The 17,492-nt window shown below is 55.8% G+C and carries 15 protein-coding genes and 3 tRNA genes; 11 read left to right on the forward strand and 7 right to left on the reverse strand.

Going from position 1 to position 17,492, the window contains the following annotated elements:
- On the reverse strand, window positions 1–311 hold a 311-nt coding region (locus tag C4318_00840), incomplete at its 3' end, for a hypothetical protein (protein MER3453695.1).
- A gap of 72 nt (window positions 312–383) precedes the next feature.
- On the opposite strand from C4318_00840, the gene C4318_00845 reads away from it, so the two are divergent.
- The 6 genes from C4318_00845 (at window position 384) to C4318_00870 (ending at window position 7,718) form a co-directional block, all read left to right on the forward strand.
- Complete coding sequence (locus C4318_00845; GenBank protein MER3453696.1) at window positions 384–1,382, forward strand: hypothetical protein; 999 nt, start codon at window positions 384–386, stop codon at window positions 1,380–1,382.
- 66 nt (window positions 1,383–1,448) lie between these two features.
- Entirely contained in the window at window positions 1,449–1,736 is a 288-nt protein-coding gene (locus tag C4318_00850) for a phosphoribosylformylglycinamidine synthase (GenBank protein MER3453697.1), read from the forward strand.
- A gap of 44 nt (window positions 1,737–1,780) precedes the next feature.
- The gene (locus tag C4318_00855; GenBank protein MER3453698.1) at window positions 1,781–2,551 is read left to right on the forward strand and encodes a phosphoribosylformylglycinamidine synthase I; all 771 of its coding nucleotides are present in this window, start codon (window positions 1,781–1,783) and stop codon (window positions 2,549–2,551) included.
- Window positions 2,548–4,944 carry a phosphoribosylformylglycinamidine synthase subunit PurL gene (locus tag C4318_00860; GenBank protein ID MER3453699.1) on the forward strand — a complete coding sequence of 799 codons (2,397 nt, stop codon included), beginning with the start codon at window positions 2,548–2,550 and terminating at the stop codon, window positions 4,942–4,944. The genes C4318_00855 and C4318_00860 overlap by 4 nt, the downstream gene beginning before the upstream one ends.
- Before the next feature lie 195 nt (window positions 4,945–5,139).
- Window positions 5,140–6,624, forward strand: coding sequence for an amidophosphoribosyltransferase (purF, locus tag C4318_00865; GenBank protein MER3453700.1), 1,485 nt, complete (start codon window positions 5,140–5,142; stop codon window positions 6,622–6,624).
- Window positions 6,624–7,718, forward strand: a complete 1,095-nt coding sequence (locus tag C4318_00870) for a phosphoribosylformylglycinamidine cyclo-ligase (protein ID MER3453701.1) — start codon at window positions 6,624–6,626, stop codon at window positions 7,716–7,718. Before purF ends, C4318_00870 begins: the two co-directional genes overlap by 1 nt.
- An 85-nt stretch (window positions 7,719–7,803) precedes the next feature.
- On the opposite strand, the gene C4318_00875 is transcribed toward C4318_00870, so the two are convergent.
- Window positions 7,804–8,754: an LLM class F420-dependent oxidoreductase gene (locus C4318_00875; protein ID MER3453702.1), complete on the reverse strand. Its 951-nt coding sequence runs from the start codon at window positions 8,752–8,754 to the stop codon at window positions 7,804–7,806.
- A 411-nt stretch (window positions 8,755–9,165) separates the two neighbouring features.
- Here C4318_00875 and C4318_00880 point away from each other — a divergent pair, with 411 nt between their 5' ends.
- The 4 genes from C4318_00880 (at window position 9,166) to C4318_00895 (ending at window position 15,392) form a co-directional block, all read left to right on the forward strand.
- Window positions 9,166–10,653: a hypothetical protein gene (locus C4318_00880; protein MER3453703.1), complete on the forward strand. Its 1,488-nt coding sequence runs from the start codon at window positions 9,166–9,168 to the stop codon at window positions 10,651–10,653.
- Between the two features lie 34 nt (window positions 10,654–10,687).
- A complete protein-coding gene (locus C4318_00885) occupies window positions 10,688–11,062 on the forward strand; it encodes a hypothetical protein (protein MER3453704.1) in 375 nt (124 codons plus the stop codon).
- A 117-nt stretch (window positions 11,063–11,179) separates the two neighbouring features.
- On the forward strand, window positions 11,180–13,780 hold the full coding sequence (locus C4318_00890; GenBank protein MER3453705.1) for a hypothetical protein: 2,601 nt from the start codon (window positions 11,180–11,182) through the stop codon (window positions 13,778–13,780).
- Window positions 13,770–15,392 (forward strand): hypothetical protein, encoded by a 1,623-nt coding sequence (locus C4318_00895; protein ID MER3453706.1) that lies wholly within the window; start codon window positions 13,770–13,772, stop codon window positions 15,390–15,392. Before C4318_00890 ends, C4318_00895 begins: the two co-directional genes overlap by 11 nt.
- Window positions 15,393–15,443: 51 nt before the next feature.
- On the opposite strand, the gene C4318_00900 is transcribed toward C4318_00895, so the two are convergent.
- The 5 genes from C4318_00900 to C4318_00920 all read right to left on the reverse strand — a co-directional run bounded on the left by C4318_00900 (window position 15,444) and on the right by C4318_00920 (window position 16,913).
- Window positions 15,444–15,878: a hypothetical protein gene (locus C4318_00900; protein MER3453707.1), complete on the reverse strand. Its 435-nt coding sequence runs from the start codon at window positions 15,876–15,878 to the stop codon at window positions 15,444–15,446.
- Window positions 15,865–16,650, reverse strand: a complete 786-nt coding sequence (locus C4318_00905; protein ID MER3453708.1) for a chromosome partitioning protein — start codon at window positions 16,648–16,650, stop codon at window positions 15,865–15,867. Before C4318_00905 ends, C4318_00900 begins: the two co-directional genes overlap by 14 nt.
- A gap of 30 nt (window positions 16,651–16,680) precedes the next feature.
- Window positions 16,681–16,756, reverse strand: a tRNA-Phe gene (locus C4318_00910).
- A 6-nt stretch (window positions 16,757–16,762) separates the two neighbouring features.
- Window positions 16,763–16,837 (reverse strand) — tRNA-Asp (locus C4318_00915).
- Window positions 16,838–16,913, reverse strand: a tRNA-Glu gene (locus tag C4318_00920).
- A 314-nt stretch (window positions 16,914–17,227) separates the two neighbouring features.
- Between C4318_00920 and C4318_00925 the strand changes: the two genes are divergently transcribed.
- On the forward strand, window positions 17,228–17,461 hold the full coding sequence (locus C4318_00925) for a hypothetical protein (protein MER3453709.1): 234 nt from the start codon (window positions 17,228–17,230) through the stop codon (window positions 17,459–17,461).
- Window positions 17,462–17,492 lie beyond the last annotated feature (31 nt).

Below are 17,492 nucleotides of genomic sequence, written 5' to 3' on the forward strand. Positions count from 1 at the left end.
GAGGACTTCTTCAGTTCTAATCGGGCTTTTCGAATGTCGTTTTCTTGCAACAGAGTTGCTGCCCGCTGGGAAGCATCTCTTGCAGAAGTGAGGTGAATGCCAGCTTGTCCGAGTCGTATGAACACCACGATGCCGTAAACCGTGGCGGCAGCCAAAAGAATCCCGGCGGCTAGCGTGAGCTTTGTTAGAACCCGCTGTTTCTTGCGCCTCTTGCGCCTCTTGCGGCTGAGGCTGGCAAGGGCCGCGCCATGTGTCGAGACACTCTCCCCTGGAATAGTTGTGCTCGCATCCGTGTCGCTCGTGATTTTCATTGTCTCCCGAATCCTGTTTGACTGTGTAGTTGCAAATTACCTCGTTGCCCACGAAACCTCGGAGGTGGCGCCATGCGGGTTGCAGTCATAGGACAAGAATTTCCCGAATCCTTCTCCACATTTATATCCGCTGCCCTGAATAGGATGGGCTACGAGAGCAGAGTTTTTCGATCTCCGGCTAGTCTAATAGTGTTCAACAGATACATCGAGCTTGCTGCTCGAGCAGCTCTAAGCGTCTCGCCTAGGGCCGCTCGCTCCGCGGAGAGACTCTTGGCTCGCCGTATCCTGGCTTGGGAGCCCGACCTCGTAATCTCGAACGACATCAACTTGTGGCCGGATACGGTAGTGGAGCTCAAAAAGGGCGGGTGTGTAGTTGTAGTATGGTGTCCGGATGCCCTGGTCAACTTTGGCCGGCAATTCTTCTACATGGCCCCCTACGATGTGATTTTCCTCAAAGACCCTTACGTTGTGCGTCATGCCCGGGAGTTCGCAGCATTACCGGTTGAGTACTTGCCCGAAGCGTGCGAACCGAGCGTGCACCGGCCCGTCGACGGCGACGATTCCACCAGAAATCGCTTCGCTTGCGACATCATCCACTATGGAAACGCTTACCCCAGCAAGGTGCGCTTTCTCGAAAGGCTCTTCGCAAAGGGATATGACCTCAAGTTGTACGGTCGCTCGTTCCCATCCTGGCTACGATCCCCGTTGGAATCCGTGTGGTCGAAAGAGTACCTAGAAGGCAGCACCAAAGCAGTCGCAGTCAGGTCTGCCAAGATCTGCCTCAACATGCTCCATTACGGAGAAATCGAGGCTGCCAACGCCCGACTCTTCGAGGCTGCTGGGTGCGGTGCTTTCCAACTCGTCGAGTGGAGACGCTCGATGGACGACCTGTTCGAGCATGGCAAAGAGGTCGTCTATTACCAAAGCTTTTCCGAGCTCGAGAAGATGATCGAGTACTGGCTTCCAAGGGAAGAGGAGCGACGGCGAATAGGAGACGCGGCTTCCCGCAGAGCCCATGCTGAGCATACGTACGAACATCGACTCCGTTCGCTCATGGAACGTGCACTGTGAAAGCCTCACTAAGTACGGGATCCTAGATCGTCAAAATTCACTATGAGTCAAATTCTCGGAGGAGTGATGCGAGCTAATGTGTGCGTGACGGTGAGATTGCGTCCGGAGATCCCCGACCCTCAAGGAAAAACCATCGAGGAAAGTCTTCCTGCGCTTGGCTTCCATGGTGTCACGGGGGTCCGGGTAGGAAAGTCGATCACGTTCACGATCGAGGGACAGGACAAAGAGTACGTCGAAAATGCCGTGAAGAAGATGTGCGAGGAGTTTCTCGCCAATCCCGTTATCGAGGATTTCTCGTACGAGATTTCGAATATGGCAGAAAAACAGAGTTCGGGTAGCCACAGCGCGCCGTAACGGGACGGAAGGGATTGAGCGAAAAAGAAATTTCCGGAAACAAGTTGTCCGGGTTAACCGAGCCCGTCAGAGCAGCTGTTCTCGTCTTTCCAGGGACCAATTGCGAGCTAGACGTGGTTTGGGCTTTGGGCATAGTAGGAGTAGAAGCGGAGCCTGTCTTTCACTCTGACTCTCCCCCCGAAGTCTTCGATCTGTACGTAATCCCAGGGGGGTTCTCCTATGGAGATTACCTTCGTCCCGGTGCCATCGCCCGATTCTCGCCGGTAATGTCGGTGGTGAGATCGGCAGCTCGCTGTGGCAAGCCGGTTGTGGGTATCTGCAACGGATTCCAGATCCTTTGCGAGGCCGGGATGCTGCCCGGTGCCCTGCAGAAAAACCGCGGATCCAGTTTTCTCTGTCAGTCAGTGGATTTACTAGTCACCAACGAGACCTCGCCTTTGACCTGTGCTCTCCAGGTGGGCACGGTTCTGAGAAACATTCCAATAAATCACTTTGAGGGAAACTTCACCATACCGCCGAGGAAGCTGGCCCTGCTCGAGAGCTCGGGTCAGATCGCCCTTCGTTACTGCGGACCTTCCGGAGAGGTGCAGGAGCAGTTCAATCCCAATGGAAGTATGGCTTCGATAGCTGGAATCACGGATCAGCGCGGAAACGTCGCTGGGATCATGCCGCATCCCGAAAGAGCTGCAGAAGAGCTCATTGGCTCTTCGGACGGACTGGGAATCTTGCGCTCGATGGCTCTGTATGCGAAGCGTGTCAAGGCGTCCTCTAATACTAGGAATACCGAGGTCCAAACCTCTCATTTTTCTAAATGAGCACCGAGCACCTTTCCCAAGTACATCGCAGCCTCGGCCTTAGTGATAGAGAATTCGAGGAGATTCGAAAAATCCTCGGTCGGGAGCCAACCACCACAGAGTTGGCCATGTATTCGGTAATGTGGAGCGAACACTGTTCGTACAAGTCGTCAAGAGTTCACCTCGCTAAGCTTCCTAGCGACGCCCCATGGGTTGTCATAGGGCCGGGCGAGAACGCAGGCGTCGTTGAAGTAGGAGATGGGATAGTCGCGGCGCTCAGGATCGAGTCGCATAACCATCCCTCCGCTGTCGAACCTTTCCAGGGAGCGTCCACTGGTGTGGGAGGAATCATACGCGACGTCCTGTCAATGGGAGCCCGTCCTGTCTTGCTCGGAGACCCGCTAAGGTTCGGCCCCCTAAAAGCAGGTTCGACACCGGTCGGACCAGTAAAGCCCAGCGAGGCCAAGAAAAACCTGTTTCTCATGAAGCAGGTGGTAGCTGGCATTTCCCATTACGGAAACGCAGTTGGGGTACCGACGATAGGGGGGGAAATCAAATTCGCGCCTTGCTACTCCGGCAACCCCTTGGTGAACGTTTTCTGCCTTGGAATAGCCCACGAATCTCGCATTCAGCGGGCGAGAGCGACAAATCCGGGGGACTCGGTCATTCTTCTCGGGGCATCGACAGGTCGAGACGGAATAGGGGGGGTCAGCATACTCGCCTCTGCCGGATTCGACGAGGATTCGAAAGCGAAGCGACCCTCGGTCCAAGTTGGCGATCCTTTCGAAGAAAAGAAGCTCATCGAGGCTTGCCTTGAGATCTTTCGTCTCGGTCTCGCATCCGCTATTCAAGATCTCGGAGGCGCTGGGATTAGCTGCGCGGCTTCCGAGACAGCCGCTCGGGGAGGCACCGGCATAGAGATCGATGTCGCTGCGGTACACCGCCGGGAGCCAGGGATGACGCCAGAGGAGGTCGTTACCTCGGAGTCGCAGGAGAGAATGTTCGTAACGGCCCCGCTGCATAACGTCGAAAAAATCTTAGAGATAGCGGGCAAGTGGGGGCTGCAAGCCACCGTTATCGGAAAGGTGATCGACGGTTCTGACCTGGTAGTGCGAGATGGCGACGCTGTCGTAGCTCGCGTTCCGGCCTCTTCCCTGGCCGACGGTCCCAAGCTACGCAGGCCATCTAGAAAACCCGAGAGTATGGAGGCGCTTACTAAGAACGATGTCTCCAGACATGCTCCCGGCCCTTCGGAACTCGATGCACTCATGGCGATCTTGGGGGATCCCTCCTTGGCTGACCGGTCATGGATCTGGCGCCAGTACGACCATCAACTCTTCGTCAACACGGTACTAGGACCGGGCGAAGGAGAGGCAGCCGTGGTGAGGGTTCGCATACCCGACGATGCCCTCGAAGCCACTCTCGGCGCAGAAAAGGCGCGCGGCGAGAAATCGCCGACTTATCCGTCTACACCGTTCAAAGGTCTTGCTGTGGCTTTCGAAGGAGGTGGGCGATTTTGCCACCTCGACCCTAGAGAAGGCGCCAAGTTGGTCGTGGCAGAGGCGACTCGCAAAGTTGCCTGTGTCGGAGCAAAACCCGTTGCCGTCGTTGACTGCCTGAATTTTGGAAACCCAGAACACCCCGAGGTCATGTGGGAATTCGAGGAAACTATCGAGGGGATGGCCGAGGCCTGTTCTGTCCTTAAAGTTCCGGTCGTCGGAGGAAATGTTAGCTTTTACAACGAGACCGCTGCGCAAGATATCTGGCCAACACCTGTAGTGGCAGCAGTGGGCCGCATCGACGCGCTTGAGAGACGTCCTCCCGGCATTGTCTTTTTTACGGACGATCTTGTCATTTGTGTCATAGGAAGAGAAACCGAGTCCGACCTGAACGGTTCGGCTTACGCTTGGTCGGCTCTGGGTCACCACGGGGGTGCTCCGCCGAGAGTCGATCTCGGAAAAGAAGCCGCCTTACATGCCGCGCTCATCGAGATCATTGAACGGCTGAACTCCGAGTCACAGGGTAGAGGACAGCGTCCAAGTGAGCCTGTTGCAGTGGTTCACGACCTATCTACAGGGGGACTTGCTGCTGCGATTGCCGAATCGTGCCTCCTAGGTGAGATTGGGGCCCAGATCGATTTGGCACCCATAGCAGACGAGATACCTAAAGGTCCGTTTTCTTCGGCAACCGTGGCCCTATTCTCGGAGACGCCCTCCAGAGTTTTGATCGCGGTAGAAAAACATAATCTCGACGAAGTAAGGCTCATAGCAGCTAGACACGGGCTAGGCTTTTGGACCTTGGGAATGACCGGAGGAACCACTCTTTGCGTGAACTGCACCTCCCTTAGTAAGGATCCGGTCTTCGAAATCTCTCTCGAGCATGCTAGGGAGGTATGGCAGCGGTTTGTTCCTTGAGGATAAGCTCTCTCGTTGCGAGGAGCTTGGCCCACTGAAAAGTACAGATGGCCTTCCACCCTAAATGCACCGACACCGCTTTTTCGTAATACGATGGTGGACGGAGATATTTTGGGCCTTGCTCGCTTTGGCAGGGAACGACCGCTCTCAGAAGATTGTTTCTGTACTAGCGTGGTGCGAGCCTAGAGAGGATGTGTGTTGAAACCGCGTGAAGCGTGCGGAATATTCGGCGTCTATGCTCCGGGTAGTGCTGTCTCTCAGCTCGCCTACCTCGGCCTGTATGCGCTTCAACATAGGGGCCAGGAGTCGGCAGGAATCGCCGTCTCGGACGGGACGCGAATGCAAGTCATCAAGGACATGGGGCTTGTCACTCAAGTTTTCGACCAGCCCCGACTGGCAGGGCTCGAAGGTCATATAGCCATCGGTCACGTTCGATACTCCACTGCTGGCTCAAGCACATGGGAGAATGCTCAGCCTATATACCGGGATGTCGGCGACACTGGGATTGCTCTAGGTCACAACGGAAACCTCACCAATACCTCCGCTCTTCTCGAAGAACTAGGAACCATCGACAGCCCCATAGAGAGCGACTCCGAACTTATTGCTGCCTGCATTGAGAAGGCTTACCCAGACCAAGAGCGCTCGGACGGCAGATCCTTCGAGACTGCGCTTCTCCGGGTCCTTCCCAAGCTGGAGGGGGCCTTTAGCCTCGTGGCAATGGACGAGGCGCATCTCGTAGGCATAAGAGATCCCCTTGGATTCAGGCCCTTAGTCTTGGGAAGGCTGGGTCAGGGGTGGGTAATAGCCTCCGAGACGTGCGCACTGGACATAGTCGGCGCTCACTTCGTGAGGGAGATTGAACCGGGGGAGATGGTTGTTGTCGATGCCAGTGGTCTGAGGTCCCATATATTCGCGGCCGACAGGCGAGCTGCGCTCTGTCTCTTCGAGTTCGTATATTTTGCCCGACCCGACTCGGTTTTATTCGGTAAGAACGTCCACGCGGTGAGGCAGCGAATGGGAGAACTCCTCGCCAAGCAGGCTCCTGCCCATGCAGATCTTGTGATGCCTGTTCCGGAGTCCGGGATACCAGCTGCACAGGGCTTCAGTAGGGCTAGCGGGATTCCGTACGGCGACGGGCTCGTCAAGAATAGATACGTGGGTCGCACTTTCATTCAGCCCAACCAGATAATGCGAGACCTTGGTGTGAGGATCAAACTAAATCCTCTAACGGAGAATATCTCCGGTAAACGCCTGGTCGTGTGCGATGACTCTATCGTTAGAGGCTCCACGACCCGCCAGATAGTTTCTTTGCTGCGTCAGGCGGGCGCCGTGGAGATCCACCTGAGAATCAGTTCTCCTCCGTACCGATGGCCCTGCTATTTCGGCATGGATACCTACAACCGCTCCGAGCTGATAGCGGCGAGCTTGTCGAAGTTGGACATAGCCGAGTACTTAGGGGCCGACTCACTCGAGTATCTCGAGCTAGACAATCTAATCGCTGCGACCGGAGTTCCCCCCGACTCGTTTTGCATGGCCTGTTTCACTGGAAATTACCCCATTCCCGTAGATCCCGAGCTGAAAAAGCAAACCCTCCGAGAGGCGTCCGTGAATCGCGTTGCGGATGCCGCTAAGGCCGGGGTCGGGCACGCCACAGGACAGCGGACCGGCATTACCGAGTGATCTGGAAAAGGCGGAGCAGCCCACCCGGCTCCCAGCCGAGTGGCTCCAGAAGGCTTACATACCGAGATGCTGGAGTCAGTATCGAGGCTTCCGAGAAGGCCTTAGAGCTGATAAAAGACAAAATCCGCAACACATTCCGACGCGAGGTCGTCGGTGACATTGGTGGGTTCGCTGGCCTTTTCGAGATAGACGTCTCCCGATTCGAAAAGCCGGTCCTCGTTGCCTCGGCAGATGGCGTTGGGACTAAAGTACTCGTTGCTCAGGCGATGGGCCGTCACGACACCATAGGGAGAGACCTAGTTGCCATGTGCGTCGATGACGTGGTGTGTACGGGCGCCGAGCCCCTTTTCTTTCTCGACTACATATCCTGCTCACCTCTGGATCCCCAGCTCATCGAAGAGATCATCGAAGGAGTCGCTGCGGCGTGCCGAGAGGCGCATTGTGCATTGATTGGTGGCGAGATGGCCGAGCACCCCGGAGCGGCCGAAAAAGGGCGCTACGATTTGGCAGGCTTTGCAGTTGGCGTGGTCGAACGAGCCGAGATAATCGACGGGGCGAAGATCCGGGAAGGAAACGTAATCATAGGTTTGGAAAGCGGTGGACTGATGAGCAACGGCTACTCCCTCGCTCGCAAGGTCCTGTTGGAAATCGCTGGCTATGACTTGCAATCCAGAGTAGAAGGAATTCCCCATAGGCTGGGCGACGAGCTTTTGAAACCCACCCCCATATACGCTCCGGCCATCCTCGATCTCATCCGACACACCAGAGCGGTAAAAGGTATTGCTCACATCACAGGGGGTGGAATCCCGGCTAACCTTGTGCGAATCCTTCCACCAAGGACCGAGGCTATTGTCGACACCACAGCTTGGGACCCCGACCCCATCTTCAAAGTAATTGCGAGGGAAGGGGGAGTCGATGAAGAAGAGATGTACAGCGTTTTCAACATGGGTATTGGAATGGTCATAGTCATTGACGAATCGTGCACAGACACTGCTGTCGACTTGCTCCGTAGCCACGGCCACCACGCCCATAAAATAGGGAGAGTCACCAAAACTCGCTCCAAGCCTAAGGTGGTTTTGGAGGCGCTCACATAGAGAGGACAGCTTCACACCGTCTATCCATAAACGTGCAGCGGTTATCTGGGATTTTGATTCTTACAGCTCAAACAAATACCGGGGCCTACTGCTCCAAAGCGGGAACCACTAGCTCCCCCAGTGCCTCTATGGTCTCGAAATCCTCGTGTAGTAAATGTTGGAGCATTACCCGTTCGACCCCTGCCTCCTCCAGCTGAACGAGACTGTCAACTATCTGGTCCGGTGTTCCGATCAGCCAGGAATCTTTCACCGCTTCGCCAAATTCTTCCTCGTCGTCATACCCCTGTAGCTTGGCGACCTCTCGGCTCCTTCGTGCAACGTCCTGGGGTGACTCACCAAAGACTAAACCAGTCATTAGCGACATCGAAAGGGTGGCGGGGTCTCTGCCAATCCGTTCGCACACCCCGTTAAGTCGGGCCCTGCGGGCCCTACACTCTTTTGGACCGGCAAAGACGGTGTTGTACTCGTCTGCCCACTTAGCGGCCGCCTCCATCGTGCGCTCCCCACCTTTCCCTCCCACGATCAGGCGGGGGTGAGGGCTGGAGACGGGTTTAGGGTATGAGATGCATTCCGTGAGCGTGTAGAACTCTCCTTCGAAGGAGAAATTTTCGCTCGACCATATTCTCTTTACAATCTCGAGCTGCTCAGCGAGTAGCCGCAACCTCGTCGAGGCCGGCGGAAAAGGCAAACCAAAGCGCTCGTGCTCTAGTCGGTACCACCCAGCACCCATCCCGACTTCTACCCGGCCGCCGCTTATGTGATCGCAAGTCAGTACTGTTTTGGCAAGGAGTGCGGGGTGTCGAAAAGTCACCGGGGAAACCAAGACTCCGAGTTTCAACTTGTTCGTAGCTGCAGCGAGACCAGCAACAGTGGTCCATGCGTCCAGTACTGGTTCGAATGCGTCTCTTCTGATTGGAGCGTAGTGGTCCGACGAAAAAAGAGTCTCTATACCTGAAGCCTCGCATGTGACAGCGATTTCGAGCCAGCGCTCCCACTCGAGCCCTTCCTGACCTTCGATCATGAGAGAAACCCTCATGACTCGCAATCCCCGTCACTCGAGTGTGCTCGGTACCAGTCACCACCTCCACTCGGTGGGCAATGCTGGAAAAAAATCGCTGTCATCCTCTTAGTGTTCGACCGACAACTTGGACCTCGTTGCCTTGTAGTCCTCGTAGTAACGATAGACCAAAGCACCGAGTCGACTCGCTATTGCTAGCATCGAGTGGTACCGATCTCCACTCGGAATATCTGTGGTCCCGCACTAGCAAACTAGTTCAAGAAATGTCATCCCCGAGTCGATTTCGTCAATGCAGCTAGATCGCGCATTGAGTGAGCATGTAAACCGTGAGGAGGGCCTCTGCCTGGCACCAGTGAAATCCGACAAGCCATCGCCACACAGGCCCGCGTAGCGGGGATTTCCGACTTAGAGCTGCCATCGCTGGAGGCAGTGGACCGACGGCGAAGCCAGTTGTGGACGATTGCGATGATTACGGTTGTCGTCTTTGCCCTAGCCTTCGCGGGCTACTCGTACGTCGTCCACATGCTCGGAGACGGGAAGTCAAGCGAGGTGCTCTTCCCGTGGATGAGGTTGGCGCTCGTACTCTCGGCAGTACTGTTCTGTCTGTATTTGCTCGAGAAGGAGATTGCCCTTAGGAGGTTGACAAAGCTTCTGATCGACGAGCGAGTGATAACCACAGCCCTCTCAAATCGCCTTAGGGAGTTGACCGCTCTCACCGATGCTGCCAAGGCCATTAACTCGACCCTCGACTTGGACGATGTTCTTGGGATTATTCTTTCGTCTGCTTTGGGGCTTTTGGGCGGTACAGAAGGCTCGATCATGCTATTGGACGAGAACGAAGAATTTCTCGAAACGTACTGCTACAGGGGATCTGCGGATCGCTACGAGCCCGAGCCTCTGCTCAGAGTCGGCCAGGGCGTAGCAGGATATGTCGCCGCCAAGCGCCAGGCTGTGGTCGTAACCGGCAAACCTGATCCCGAGGTGTTTCGCGATGTGCCAGAAAAGCAGGTAAACATTCACTCCGCAATGTGCGTACCCTTGATTTCAAGGGGACGGTTGCTGGGCGTGCTGAGCATTAACGACACCGAGGGAGGCCGTGACTTTTCCGACTACGACTTGAGAACGCTCAAGTTGTTTGCCGACCACGCCGCCGTTGCGATCGCCAACGCAACCCTCTACGAGAAAGAACGGGAGAACGTCGCCAAGCTAATGGAGGTAGACCGACTCAAATCGGAGTTCGTCGCGACAGTGAGCCATGAACTCAAGACCCCCCTGACGTCGATCATAGGCGCTGCTCAGACCTTGAGACGGGCCTCAGAGCGCCTTGATCAAGAGTCCAAAGCCGAGTTTCTCACGATGATGGAGCGCCAAGGGCAGCGCCTCCTGCGCCTCATAGAGGACATTCTCTTTGCGTCTCGCATTGAAGCGGGCGAAAGTCCTCTCAAGCTAGAGCGAGTCGACGTCTTATGGATAGTGTCCGAAGCTGTCGCGACCCTCGCAACACGCCCCGGAGCTGACCGTATAGTTTTGGACTTCCCCGACACAGGACTCGAAGCTTTGGCAGATCCAGGGGCGCTTCAGCAGGTCATCATCAATCTGTTAGACAATGCTTTGAAGTACGGAGGGGTAGATGGGCCTGTAGTGGTCACGGGAAACATTCTCGACGACAGATTTGTCCAGGTATCCGTGATCGACAGAGGACCAGGCATTGCCCCTGAAGACCAAGAACTGATTTTTGACAGGTTCCGTCAGATCGACGGTTCGAGAAAGCGCCGCTCGGTGGGAGTTGGATTGGGACTGTACATCGTAAGAAACTTAGTCGAAGGGCACGGGGGCAAAATCTGGGTTGAAAGCGAAGTAGGTCAGGGAAGTCGTTTTTACTTCACCCTACCCAGGCCGGAGCCGGAAGGCCATTAGAAATGCCGAAAATTAGAACGCTAGGCGAGGATCGATGCCCAAGGGAAAGCACAGGGTACTAATCGTCGACGACGAGCCAGACATTTTGTTGATGCTGAGAGTCAACTTTGAGACCGAGGGATACGACACCCTCCTCGCGTCAGATGGTGCAACTGCTCTCCGTCGTATCCAGGAAGACAATCCCGACGTAGTGCTTCTCGACATCATGATGCCGATTCTCGACGGGTGGGCGGTGCTCCAAGAGTGCGCGAAGCTGGCTGACGCACCTCGAATCATTGTCCTCTCAGCAAAAGCCGGAAGCGACGACATCGCCAGAGCCCAAAAATTAGGTGCGGCGGAGTATGTTACCAAGCCTTTCGACCCCGACCAGCTGATACGTATAGTGAATGATGTTTTAGAAAGGGAGTAGGCCGCGGAGAGAGTTCGCCGAAGACAGCCAGCGTGATTTTGCGCTGTTTTTTGCCGATCCAACTCGGCTGATTGCCGATTCCATGCTGTAATCTTTGGTCGGACAATCCTTTCAAGCATGGAAGGTTCCGGGGAGACGGGCACATCGAGTAAGGCTATAGCGTCTCAAGCTGTGATCGCCCCCCGCCTTCGCAAGGTGGGTTACATAGGCGTTCCGGCTTATCTTGTCGCGGTGGGAGCGGGCGGTGCCATTATGCGACGGCTCGGTATTCCCGCTGCAGCTCCGCTGCTCCTTGGAGCAGCCGGACCGCTGATGTGTGCAGCTTGGTTTTTTTCTCGGCTAGTTTCGGAGAGCCTCCATGGGCCCATCAGCAGATTCTGGGCTCACATGGGCCGGGGAAATTTCGCATTGGGCGGCGGATTCGTGGCGTGGGCATTGACGCTGCTCTCCGGTTACAGGCCATTAGGTATAGCATCGGTGCTACTCGCATTGTCAAGCGCACTTTGGTACTTTTCTGCCGTTTCCAGCCGTATCAGAGCGATAGAAGGCTCTGGTCTCGCTCCTCTCAATATCGCCAATTTGGCTGCTGTTGTCGGTGTTGTCGCCAGTTACTACTTCTACGGGCCGTTTTTGCTTCTTGTCCACAAGCGAGGATTGTCGCCTGCCGTCTTCGTAGCTATCGTGATCTTCTCTACCAGCGGCCTTTTATACCTTCTTCAAGTTCTATTCGGGCGTTATAGAGATCATGCTCGCCCACCAGACCAGATTTTTGCAACGGGTGGCGTGTCAGCAATGCTGCTTGCGATTGCTGACACTGCTTACCTACTTACCGAACGGCCAATGGAAAACGTAGCACTGGCCTTTGCCGCTCTCGTGGTTGTCTCACCTCTGGCGATCGCGCCACTGTTTGAAACCGGCAGGTCGCTTCGGACTAAAACACATCCTGCGGTCCAGCCCCCAACCTGGTTTCCAATAGGCTTGTCTGGGGCACTTTTGATTCCGCTGGCACTACACCTTCTTACAACTGCGTCTTATACCCAGCCGGCACGGGTAGCTAGCGTTCTCCTTGGAGCCGCCGTCGTCACCGCAGCCTCTATCGCAGCTCAAAGAGTGTTGATGCGGCAAACCGAGGCGCTTGCCGCTCGCCAGAGAGCTATCGAGAGTCTTTACGAGAAAGAGGCTGCAAAAGAGGCTGCGCTGCTCGACATACTGCAGCGAGTATCAGAAGGCTGGAGTATTGCGGATGTCGTCGAGGGCTCGCTTCGTGCGGTCGTACAAACGACCTCCGCCACGCGGGCACTGTTTGTAGTTCTCGACTTGGCTCGTAACAGGTCTAGGCTGCTAGGAGTAGTGGGCCTTAACGAAGAGGAGATCGAGGAACTCAAAGAAAAACTCGGGGACCCGTATTCATTGCAGCGAGCGTTGCGGGGAGGACGAACTCTCACAATGACGAAGGCGCTCATCCCTGGACTTAGCGACACTTCCGCGCGGTTCGGAGCAATCTCATTAGCGTCCACCGCTATATCGGGGTGGGAAGAGGGGGGCACCGCCATTCTCTGCGCCGACTGTACGGTACCTGGATCCCGGTTCACCGACGACGATATACGAATGATAGAGGGGATTTCCGACTACGTAAGCCTAGCGCTATCGCGAATGCGCCTCTTTAGAGAGCTCGCCGCTTCCGAGGAGCGATACAGAGTTCTAGTAGAAGAGTCGACCGACGGTGTGGTCGAACTCGACAAAGAAGGAAGGGTCCTCTTTTCCAACAAGGCGTTCGCGAAAATGATCGGCAAAGAGCCTGTACAGCTATTAGGGGAGAGTTTTTTCGAGCTTTTGGGAGTAACACGCTCTAAACCTCCAACAAAGGGCGAGGTCACTCGTACGACCGCTGCCGTCAAGTTCAACGCCGAAGAGGTCATCCTAGAGATCTACCAATCGACGAGACGTGACGGGAAGATCCAGGCACTCGTCCGGAACGTAACGGAACGCCACAACTATGCGCAGCGGCTTCGAAAGCTATATGAGGAACTAGCTGAAAAGGAGAGACTCAGAACTCAAGCCCTATCAAAGTTGATCCGAGCCGAAGAAGAGACACGGTCGAGAATCGCGGCTGACCTTCACGACGGACCTGTCCAGGAATTTTCAAGGCTTGCCATTTCTCTCGATATCGCCAAGCGTCACCTAGAAAAGGGAAACCTTCAAGAAGGGTTCCAGGTGCTAGCCGATGTCAGAAAGAGTCTCAGCGCAGAACTTCTGAGGCTCCGCTCCCTGATGACAGAGCTCAGGCCCCCGGTACTCGCAGAGCGTAACCTTGCAGAAGCTATCGCCGCGTACTGTCGAGCCTTCGAAAACGACACGGGAATCTTGGTAAAACTGGCAACCGAGGACGTGGATATCGAAAAGAGCCAAGAGATCGTTTTGTATCGAATTTTCCAGGAAGCCATGACCAACGTGAAAAAACACTCCTTCGCGAGGCATCTGCAGATTAGGCTAGAGCAATCCCCAGAAGGCGGTGTCGCGTTGTCGATCTCCGATGACGGGGTCGGCTTTGACCCGTCGATACTAGAAAGTGTTGTGGAAGACGGCCACATAGGCGTAGTCTCTATGGCGGAGCGAGCCGAACTGGCTGGAGGGAGCTGTCTGATTGAGAGCCGGCCGGGACAGGGGACGACGGTCCGCGTGACCATTGGCGGCGAGGTGAGGGAAAATGCCGGCTAAAGTCCTCGTGGTCGACGACAACGACGGCATACGCCATGCCCTAGTCGAACTGTTATCAACCCATCCAGATCTTGAAGTAGTAGGGGAGGCCGCTGACGGCGCGTCCGCCGTAAAGCTCGCCCAAGAGCTTTCTCCCGATGTCGTACTTATGGACGTCAAGATGCCCGGGATGGATGGCATTGAGGCAACACGTCGCATCCGGCAGATAGACCCCAATGTTCAAGTGGTAGCGCACACAGCCTACGAGGACGCAACGCTCGTCTCCGACATGGTCAAGGCCGGGGCCAAGAGCTACTTGCTAAAAGGTGCCGAGGCCGAAGCAATCACCAATGCGCTTACTTCCGTCCTGGATGGAAGAAGTGTGCTTGACGAGGCAACCACTCGTCCGGTTCTTGATGAAATTGAAGTCCTTTATCAAAAAGAGCAAGAGCGAACAAGAGAGCTCGAGGCCTTGGTGCGTCAGCTCCAGGAGTTGACGGTCACCGACTACCTAACCGGTCTCTACTCGCATCGTTTCTTTCACGACAGACTCGAAGAGGAACTAGCCCGAGCCCAGAGATACCGCAGACCTGTTTCGCTCATGATCATTGACCTCGACGATTTCAAGCTCGTCAACGAAAGATACGGATACTCGGTTGGTGACCAAGTGTTGAAGGAGCTTTCCTCCAGGATCCGATCAGAGTGTCGCTCTATCGATATTCCATGTCGCATTGGGGGAGAAGAAATAGCGATAATCCTTCCCGAGACGTATTCGACAGCTGCTGGCCACCTCGCCGAAAGGCTGCGCCTCAGGGTTTCCACGGAGTCCTTCGACGAAGCGGGCAATTTAACATGCTCTATCGGGGTGGCCGGATATCCCACAGATGCGGCGACCCGAGATGACCTTCTTACTCGTGCCAACATCGCTCTTGCACGAGCAAAGTCGCTCGGCAAGGACATGGTCGTCGTGTACAAACCTGCGTGGACAGACGATTTGCGCGACGACTCCGAGCGGGTCCGTCGTGAGTTTTTGTTGCGCTCGGTATTCGCGTTGGCTGCCGCGGTGGACGCCAGGGATCGATACACCGCTCAGCACTCGCAACGCTTGGCGGAGTACAGCCACCTCATCGCAGCGGAAATCGGGTTTTCCAAGGCGGAATTAGAGTCACTACGCATTTCCGCCCTTCTCCACGATGTAGGCAAGATCGGGATACGAGATGCCGTACTCTTGAAACCAGGGAGGCTGACAGACGACGAATTTGCCGAGATGAAGCTTCACCCAGAAATCGGCCACCGCATTCTGCAGGGAGCAGTCGACCGGCAGATCCTCGCCGTGGTCCGCCACCATCACGAACACTTCGACGGTACCGGCTATCCCGACGGACTAAAGGGAGATGAGATTCCGCTGGGAGCCCGCTGTCTACTGGTCGCTGACGCGTTCGATGCGATGACCAGTCATCGGGTGTACAGAAAAGCGCTCCCGATGGAGAGAGTGATCGACGAGTTGAAGCGACACTCGGGCACCCAGTTCGATCCCGAAATAGTAAGGGTCTTTTTAGAAATCCTGGAGGCCGGTAAGCTAGCTCCCTTTTACAAAGGCAACACGGAACTCAGTATCGAGGAGATCGCTTGAAGCATCCCCTCCCAAGAGAGGTCTTGCGCGGTTTCGTTGGAAAGTTTTTCCTCATTTGAAGAATGACACTGATAACCATGTCATCTTCGAACACGACGGGCAGCGCATGAAGTGATCGTAACTCCTGAAGGGAACCCAAAAAGATACCGGCAATCTTGCAAGCACCAGCTCTAGCCAGGAAATCCTGGAGGATCGGCCGCAGGAGCTGCACTCAACAAGAACCGTCCCAATTCGACGCCGGTCGAGACAAAAGAGGGCTCCCCGGCCTGCTTCGATAGCATCGGCCACTGCTGCACCAGAGATTCTTCGGGCCGCACCCGCGTCGGCGACAGAGAAGAGAGCCTCCTTTCCAGACGGATTGAAAGGTCGCCTCTTTGACCTCCTAGCTCTCCACTCGGGAATTCTTGGGAAGGATCCTGTATCGGCGGTGGGGCTCGTTTCGGCAGCGACCTCCCGACCGGATCTTTTCGATTTATCCGCCTCCACCATGCCTCCCTGTCGCCCTGAGTTCTTTTGCAATCTCTATGTAGGCCTCTGCACCGGGAACCGAAGGCGCATACTCGAAAATAGAACTACCCATTGCGGGAGCTTCCGCAAATCGGATGCTTTTTCTCACAGGCTCCCCTATCAAGGGAAGGTTGTACTTAGTAGTGATCTCTTCTATGACGACCCTTCCCAGGTTGGGGCGGGGATCATACATCGTAGCGAGGAAACCCCTCACTCTGAGACTAGAGTTTGTGTACCGGCGGACGTCGTCAATGGTTTCGAGTAACTGCCCTACGCCTCTCATACCTAGGGTTTCGCACTGCACCGGAATTACCACTTCGTCCGAGGCCGTGAGGCCACAGATAGTGAGAATTCCTAGCGAAGGAGGGCAGTCGATGAGGATCCAATCGTACTCATCCAGAAGACCCGAAATGGCCCTCGACAGCGCGAACTCGCGTCCCGTCTTTCCAGTTAGAACGACCTCTGCACCGGCTAGGTCGATGTTGGAAGGTATTAGATCCAGAACGGTGCCACTTCGTCCCAGGTGCTGAAGGGCATCCTTGGCAACGGCGTTCTGCAAAATCACATCGTGCAATGACGGCTCGAGGGCGTCGGGTTCGAGACCGCAGCTGAACGTTAGGCACCCCTGCGGATCCAGATCCACAAGAAGGACTCGATCGCCGAAGCTCGCCAGTGCGGATCCGATAGCCTGAGCAGAAGTGGTCTTGCCGACCCCACCTTTTTGGTTTGCAAACGCAATCGTGGTAGCCATATCCACGATCTTACAGGCTCAAGCATGTCATGGTGGCTGGGGGCGGAATCGAACCGCCGACCCTCGGTTTTTCAGACCGATGCTCTTCCAACTGAGCTACCCAGCCGACCAGCGGGGACGACGGGATTTGAACCCGCGGCCTCCGGCTTGACAGGCCGGCGTGCACTCCAAGCTGCACCACGCCCCCGGGTGCCCCCAGGGGAATTCGAATCCCCGTTACCGCCTTGAAAGGGCGGCGTCCTAGGCCGCTAGACGATGGGGGCAGGAGAGATGGACAAGCGAGCATAGCACGGGCTTTGTCTTCGCTGTTCTGGCGTTATCGACGGTACACCTTGGTCGTTGCAACTGTATCGGTGAGATGCCCGGTTCTAACTCAAAACTCGGAAAGGACAGCGGTTCTCAACACGGGCACCTTATAACAGATCCTACGACCGAGCTCGTCTTCGTCGACAACCCTATTCTTCAGCTTGCACTCTCCTCCGGCGATACGGACCTTCTACCCAGAAGGTAAAACAGGATCATAAGCACGATCCAGATGGGCACTAGAATCAACCACCATGCTACGTAAGCTACAGGCTTGGCCCACACAGGGGGTGTCGCAGGGCATGGGCAAGTAGGTGACGGAGCGGGCGTCGTCGGCAGTCGGGGGGAAGTTGTCGGTGAGGGACCAGCTACCGTAGGGGAAGGTGACGGGGTAGGAGACTCCGACGGGGAAGGGCTCGGAGATGGGGTTTCCTGTGCCACAGCCGGGCCAGGAGTGGGCAGAGCGAAACTTGGAGCAGGCTTTGGGGGAGGCGGGGTTGGTGTGTAGGGGGCCTGTGCCGTGGCCATACTGCTACCGA

The organism is Acidimicrobiia bacterium, from assembly GCA_040289475.1.
GTDB lineage: Bacteria > Actinomycetota > Acidimicrobiia > ATN3 > PSLF01 > PSLF01.

Bases quoted from the DNA above. Each gene is read 5' to 3' on its own strand.
- C4318_00845 (MER3453696.1), top strand. From the start codon at position 384: ATGCGGGTTGCAGTCATAGGACAAGAATTTCCCGAATCCTTCTCCACA.
- C4318_00850 (MER3453697.1), top strand. From the start codon at position 1,449: ATGCGAGCTAATGTGTGCGTGACGGTGAGATTGCGTCCGGAGATCCCC.
- C4318_00860 (MER3453699.1), top strand. From the start codon at position 2,548: ATGAGCACCGAGCACCTTTCCCAAGTACATCGCAGCCTCGGCCTTAGT.
- C4318_00875 (MER3453702.1), bottom strand. From the start codon at position 8,754: ATGAGGGTTTCTCTCATGATCGAAGGTCAGGAAGGGCTCGAGTGGGAG.
- C4318_00885 (MER3453704.1), top strand. From the start codon at position 10,688: ATGCCCAAGGGAAAGCACAGGGTACTAATCGTCGACGACGAGCCAGAC.
- C4318_00890 (MER3453705.1), top strand. From the start codon at position 11,180: ATGGAAGGTTCCGGGGAGACGGGCACATCGAGTAAGGCTATAGCGTCT.
- C4318_00895 (MER3453706.1), top strand. From the start codon at position 13,770: ATGCCGGCTAAAGTCCTCGTGGTCGACGACAACGACGGCATACGCCAT.
- C4318_00905 (MER3453708.1), bottom strand. From the start codon at position 16,650: ATGGCTACCACGATTGCGTTTGCAAACCAAAAAGGTGGGGTCGGCAAG.